The 6,422-nt window shown below is 72.6% G+C and carries 5 protein-coding genes; all 5 read right to left on the reverse strand.

What is annotated here, in order from left to right:
* Positions 1-147 precede the first annotated feature (147 nt).
* The 5 genes from ACZ7LT_RS34380 to ACZ7LT_RS34400 all read right to left on the reverse strand — a co-directional run bounded on the left by ACZ7LT_RS34380 (position 148) and on the right by ACZ7LT_RS34400 (position 6,247).
* On the reverse strand, positions 148-1,524 hold the full coding sequence (locus ACZ7LT_RS34380) for a phosphomannomutase/phosphoglucomutase (protein ID WP_471240028.1): 1,377 nt from the start codon (positions 1,522-1,524) through the stop codon (positions 148-150).
* A 165-nt stretch (positions 1,525-1,689) separates the two neighbouring features.
* On the reverse strand, positions 1,690-3,369 hold the full coding sequence (locus tag ACZ7LT_RS34385) for an FAD-binding oxidoreductase (RefSeq protein WP_471240029.1): 1,680 nt from the start codon (positions 3,367-3,369) through the stop codon (positions 1,690-1,692).
* Between the two features lie 180 nt (positions 3,370-3,549).
* Positions 3,550-4,794 (reverse strand): MFS transporter, encoded by a 1,245-nt coding sequence (locus ACZ7LT_RS34390; protein ID WP_471240030.1) that lies wholly within the window; start codon positions 4,792-4,794, stop codon positions 3,550-3,552.
* On the reverse strand, positions 4,794-5,384 hold the full coding sequence (locus ACZ7LT_RS34395; RefSeq protein WP_471240031.1) for a sigma-70 family RNA polymerase sigma factor: 591 nt from the start codon (positions 5,382-5,384) through the stop codon (positions 4,794-4,796). The genes ACZ7LT_RS34390 and ACZ7LT_RS34395 overlap by 1 nt, the downstream gene beginning before the upstream one ends.
* Before the next feature lie 77 nt (positions 5,385-5,461).
* The gene (locus ACZ7LT_RS34400) at positions 5,462-6,247 is read right to left on the reverse strand and encodes an SDR family NAD(P)-dependent oxidoreductase (RefSeq protein ID WP_471240032.1); all 786 of its coding nucleotides are present in this window, start codon (positions 6,245-6,247) and stop codon (positions 5,462-5,464) included.
* Between the last annotated feature and the right edge of the window lie 175 nt (positions 6,248-6,422).

Below are 6,422 nucleotides of genomic sequence, written 5' to 3' on the forward strand. Positions count from 1 at the left end.
TTCAGTTGCACAGCTGGCTGCACACCTGGATCCGCGGGCTGGGGGCGGGCAGCACGAAGCCCCCGTGCCGCGGGGGCGGCCGGGGGCTTCGGGAGGGGTGCGCGGCCCTGTCAGGGCCTTGCAGGGGGCCTTGGGGCCCCTGCGGGGTCAGTGGAGCAGGGCGAGGACCTCGTCGCGTACGGCGGCGACGGTGGGTTCGTCGTGGGCCTCGGCGTTCAGGCGCAGCAGGGGTTCGGTGTTGGAGGCGCGGAGGTTGAACCACCAGGTCGGGGCGGTGACGGTGAGGCCGTCGAGGGTGTCGAGGGTGACGCCGTCGCGGGTTTCGAAGGCGGCGCGGACCGCTGCCATCCGGGCGGCCTGGTCGTCGACGGTGGAGTTGATCTCGCCGGAGGCGGCGTAGCGGTCGTAGGAGGCGACCAGTTGGGAGAGCGGGCGTTGCTGGCTGCCGAGGGCGGCCAGGACGTGCAGGGCGGCCAGCATGCCGGTGTCCGCGTTCCAGAAGTCACGGAAGTAGTAGTGCGCGGAGTGCTCGCCGCCGAAGACGGCGCCGGTGCGGGCCATCTCTTCCTTGATGAAGGAGTGCCCCACCCGGGTGCGGACCGGGACGCCGCCGCTTTCCCGTACGACTTCGGGGACCGACCAGGAGGTGATCAGGTTGTGGATGATCGTGCCGCCGGGGTGTTTGGCCAGTTCGCGGGCGGCGACCAGGGCGGTGATCGCGGACGGGGAGACGGGCTCGCCGCGTTCGTCCACCACGAAGCAGCGGTCGGCGTCGCCGTCGAAGGCGAGGCCGAGGTCGGCGCCTTCGGCGCGGACGCGGGCCTGGAGGTCGGTGATGTTCTTCGGGTCCAGCGGGTTGGCCTCGTGGTGGGGGAAGGTGCCGTCCAGTTCGAAGTACATGGGGACCAGGTCGAGGGGGAGGTTTTCGAAGACGGTGGGGACGGTGTGGCCGCCCATGCCGTTGCCGGCGTCGACGACGACCTTCAGCGGCCGGATGGAGGCCACGTCGACCAGGGAGGTGAGGTGGGCGGCGTAGTCGGCCAGGACGTCGCGGCGGCGGATGGTGCCGACGGGGGTGAAGGAGGGCGGGGGGCCGTCGGCGGCCCACTGTTCGACCAGGGCGCGGATTTCGGCGAGGCCGGTGTCCTGGCCGATGGGGGCGGCGCCGGCGCGGCACATCTTGATGCCGTTGTACTGGGCGGGGTTGTGCGAGGCGGTGAACATGGCGCCGGGCAGGTTCAGGGCGCCGGAGGCGTAGTAGAGCTGGTCGGTGGAGGCGAGCCCGATGTCGGTGACCGCGGTGCCGTAGAGGGCGGCGCCCTGGGCGAAGGCCTGGGCCAGGGCGGGTGAGGTGGGCCGCATGTCGTAGCCGATGACGATGGCGTCGGCGCCGGTGACCTTGGCGAAGGCGGCGCCGAAGAGTTCGGCCAGCGGCCTGTCCCACTGGTCGGGGACAGTGCCGCGGATGTCGTAGGCCTTGACGATGTGGGAGAGGTCCGGTCGGCCGGGCGGGCTTGCGGGCATGGGCGTGTCCTTCGGGGTTGTCCCGGAAGCGGGTGCGGGTCGGTTGGGGTGCGGTGGTGCGCAGTGATGTGGTGCGGGGTGAAGGGTGTGGAGTGGAGGGGATATGGGGGTGGGCGCGGCCCCCGCGGGTGTGCGGGGGTCGCGCCCGGGCGGCCTGGGGCCTGGTCAGCGGCGGGGCAGCTGGATGGACAGGGAGTGGCGGAAGTAGTCGGTGGGGTCGTAGGCCTTCTTGACCCGCTGCAGGCGGGGGTAGTTGTCCTTGTAGTAGAGGGTGGTCCACGGGACGCCGGAGCGGTTGCGGCGCGGGTCGGCGACGTCGGTGTCGGGGTAGTTGATGTAGCAGCCGTCGGTGGTGTCGTCGATGACGGGCACGCCGCCGGTCTTGGCGAAGAAGTCCTCGTAGATGCCGCGGGCCCAGCCGAGGTAGAAGGCGTCCTCGTCCTTGTCGGCCCAGAAGGTCTGGAAGCACATCTTGAACACGGAGCTGCGCTGGGCGTTGGCGGTGGCGTCGGGGGCGAGCGCGTTGACCTGGCCGCCGAAGGAGAACAGCACGATCATCGTGTCGGGGTTGTGGAAGTCGGGGCGGGTCAGGTGCCGGTACATGGCGGCGACCTGGTGGTCGGTGAAGTTGGTGCGCATGTAGGCGGACTTGTGGGCGCCGCGGGAGGTGGGGTTGGTGATGGTGGGGTTGTTGGTGCCGACCAGGCGGGTGGCCTGGAGCCAGGGCAGGTGCTGGGGGGCGGCCAGCTGCGGCATGGCGGGCAGTTCGCCGTTCGCGCGGGTCAGGGCGCGGGGGGTGACCTTGGTGCCGGCGAGGATGGCGGCCATGTAGTCGTCCAGGAGCTTTTTGGCGCCGGGGACGGTGGCGTCGACCTGGGTGAACATGCCCAGGCTGCCGTGGGCCTTGGAGCTGACGTTGAACAGGCTGGAGAGGTGCCGGTAGGGCGAGTTGGGGGCGCTGTGGGTCTCGTGCCAGGCGCCGAAGTTCTTCAGCAGGCGGGCGAAGGTGGCCTCGTCCAGCTGGTCCCAGGGCAGGTCGACGGCGGAGACGAGGACGGTGGAGGGCGGGGAGACGAGCTGGTCGGAGGGGTTGGTGCCGCGGGCGCCCGGGGAGCGGAACCAGTAGCGGGTGACCAGGCCGAAGTTGCCCCCTCCCCCGCCGGTGTGGGCCCACCACAGCTCGCGGTGCGGGTCGTTCTTCTCGCGGGTGGCGACGATGGTGCGGGCGCGACCGGTGGCGTCCACGGTGACGACCTCGACCGCGTACAGGTGGTCGGAGACCAGGCCGTGGGCGCGGGAGAGCAGGCCGTAGCCGCCGCCGGCTATGTGGCCGCCGGCGCCGACGCTGTAGCAGATGCCGCCGGGTATGGTCACGCCCCAGCCCTTGTAGAGGGCTTCGTAGACGTTGATGAGGCGGGCGCCGGGCTCGACGACGAAGGCGCGGCGCGTCTCGTCGTAGCCGACGTGGGTCATCTCGGAGAAGTCGAGGATGACCTCGATGTCCGCGTTGGCGGCGAAGTCGGCGAAGCAGTGGCCGCCGGAGCGTACGGCGACGCGCTTGCCGGCCTTGAAGGCGGCTTCCAGGGCGCGTTCGGCGTCCTTGGCGGAGCGGATCATTTTGATGTAGTCGGGTTCGGCGACGAACCGCTGGTTGTTGCCGGTGGTCAGCCCCGCGTAGCGGGGGTCGCCGGGCCGGATGGTGGCGCCGGTCGTCTCGGCCGCGGCGCCGGAGCTCTGGGCGGGGGCGGCGGCGCGGGCGGCGGGGGCCAGGGCTCCTGCGGCAAGCGCGGTGCCGGCGACCGCGGCGGTGCGGCCCAGGACGGTACGGCGGTCGATACCGCTCATCGTCGATACCTCGGATTCTGTGATGGGTGTACGGAGTTGGGGCCGGAGCACGCCCCGCCCGCGCACGGTGCAGGGGTGCGGGCGTGCGGGTGCGCCCGGGGCCGGTCCTTGAAGGGGCCGACAGGCCCGGGCGCGGTGGTACGCGGTGGTGCGGCTGTGCGGGGTGGGGGGTGGGGGGTGTCAGACGGCGGCGGGGGGCCGGGCGGGGTCCGGGCCGGGGCCGGGTTCCGCGGCGGTGGCGGGCGTGGCCGCGGGGTGGGTGGCGGGCGGCGTGGGCCGGCGGCGGTGGCGGCGGTCGAGGAGGCCGGAGAGCAGGGCGGTGGCCAGGCCGGCGGTGGTGAGCAGGGCGCCGATCCAGTTGGGTGCGGTGTAGCCGAGGTGGTGGTCGATGGCCAGTCCGCCGAGCCAGGCGCCGAGCGCGTTGCCGAGGTTGAAGGCGGCGATGTTGGCGGCGGAGGCGAGGGCGGGGGCGCCTTCGGCTTTCTGCATGACGCGCATCTGCAGCGGGGGGACGGTGGCGAAGCCGACGGCGCCGAAGACGGCCAGGGTAAGGGCGGCGGGCAGCGGGGCGCGTGCGGTGAACACGAACGCGGCGAGGACGGCGGCGAGGGCGGCGAGGATGACGTAGAGGCTGGGCATGAGGCTGCGGTCGGCCATTTTGCCGCCCAGTACGTTGCCGACGCACAGCCCGGCGCCGAAGAGGACCAGGAGCCAGGTGACGGCGGAGGCGGAGAAGCCGGCGACGTCGGTCATCATCGGGGCGATGTAGGTGAAGGAGGCGAACACGCCGGCGAAGCCGAGGGTGGTGGTGGCCAGGGCGAGCCAGACCTGGCCGCGTTTGAAGACGGCGAGTTCGCCGCGCAGTCCGGCGGTCTCGGGGGGCTGGCGGGGTACGAGGGCCAGGACGCCGGCGAGGCTGATGATGCCGAAGGCGGTGACGGCCCAGAAGGTGGAGCGCCAGCCGAAGTGCTGGCCGAGGAAGGTGCCCATGGGCACGCCCAGGACGTTGGCGACGGTGAGGCCGGTGAACATCAGGGCGATGGCGCCGGCGCGTTTGTCGGGGGCGACCAGGCCGGCGGCGACGACGGAGCCGATGCCGAAGAACGCGCCGTGGGTGAGGGCGGCGACCAGCCGGCCGGCCATGAGCAGCGGGTAGCTGTCGGCCAGGGCGCACAGCAGGTTGCCGGCGATGAAGACGCTCATCAGCACGGCGAGCATGGTTTTGCGGGGCAGGCGGGAGCCGGCCGCGGTCATCAGCGGGGCGCCGACGACCACGGCCAGGGCGTAGCCGGTGACCAGCATGCCGGCGGCGGGGATGGAGACGGAGAGGTCGGCGGCGACCTCGGGCAGCAGGCCGACGATGACGAATTCGGTGGTGCCGATCCCGAAGGCGCCCAGGGCGAGTGCGATGAGCGCGGGGGGCATCAGCGGGTCTCCCGGCGCCGGGTGGGGTGGTCCTTGAGGAGGGTGCGCAGGCGGCGCCGGCCGCGGTGGAGGCGGGAGTTGACGGTGCCGTGGGGTACGCCGATGAGGTGGGCGATCTCGCTGTACTGGAGGCCTTCGACGTCGGCGAGGAGGACGACGGTGCGGAAGTCGTCGGGTATGTGGGCGAGCGCGTGGCTGACGTCGGGGTCGGCCATGGCGTCCAGGACCTGGGATTCGGCGGAGGGCAGGCCGGTCGAGGTGTGGGAGGCGGCGCGGGCGAGCTGCCAGTCCTCGACGTCGCGCAGGGAGGCGTGGGGCGGTTCGGCCTTGCGTTTGCGGTAGGCGTTGATGTGGGTGTTCTTCAGGATGCGGTAGAGCCAGGCGCGCAGGTTGGTGCCGGGGGCGAACTGGTGGAAGCTGCGGAAGGCGGCGGCGTAGGTGTCCTGGAGGAGGTCTTCGGCATCCGCGGGGTTGCGGGTCAGGCGCAGGGCCTCGGCGTACATCCGGCCGCGGTGGGCGAGTGCGTCGCGTTCGAACCGCTGGGCGCGCTGCTGGGGTGTTTCTCCAACCGGGGTGGGGTGTGTGGTCACAGGGGTGTCCTTTGCGGCCGGGTGCGTGCCCGCCGAGGCGGCCCGAGGCAGGTGGAGGTGGGAGGGGGGCGCGGGGGTCAGATCTGGCGCAGGGCGCCGCCGTCGACGGCCCATTCGGCGCCGGTGACCTGCCGGGCGAGCGGGGAGAGCAGGTAGGCGATGACGCGGGCGACGTCGTCGGGGGTGCCGATACGGCCGGTGGGCAGGGCGCGCACGGTGCGCACGAAGTGGTCGACGGCGTCGTCGGGGGACATGTCGAAGCGGGCGGCGAGCTGTTCGGCGAAGCCGCCGGGGGCGTCGAACAGGGCGGTGCGGGTGGGGCCCGGGGAGACGATGTTGGAGCGCACCCCTTGCGGGGAGAACTCGGCGGCCAGCGATTTCGACAGGGACAGCAGGGCGGTCTTGGTGGCGGCGTAGTCGATGAGCGGGGCGTCGGGGAAGCGGGCCGCTTCGCTGGCCAGGTGCACGATGGCCGCGTCCCCGGTGTCGAGGAGGGCGGGCAGGGCGGCGCGGGTGATGCGGACCAGGGAATGGAAGTTGAGCTCGAAGGTGGCCTTCCACTGCTCGTCGGTGACGTCGAGGAAGGAGGTGCGGGAGGTGAGTCCGCCGACGTTGTTGACGAGGCCGTCGAGACGGCCGTGGCGCTCGAGGGTGGCTTCGACGATACGGGCGGCGGCGCCGGGGTCGGTGACGTCGGCGGCCAGCGGCGTGACGCGCTCGCCGAGGGCGGCGAGGGTGTCGGGCTTGCGGGCGACACCGACGACGTGGGCGCCTTCGGCGGCCAGCAGCCGGGTGGTGGCCTCGCCGATACCGGCGGAGGCGCCGGTGACCAGGAATACCTTGCCGTCGAGGGTCAGGTCCATGAGCGGTTTCCCTTGTGGTGCGCGGTGGAGTGGAGCAGAGGTCGAACCGGGGTGGTGCTCGGGTCCGGCGGCGCACCCGCCCAGGGGGGTGGGGCGGGCGCGCCGCCGGAGGGGGATGCCGGGCCCCAAGGAAGGGACCGGGGGCCGGCTAGCTGAGGGCCGACTTCTCCTTGCC

This window comes from Streptomyces sp. NPDC039465, from assembly GCF_055639315.1.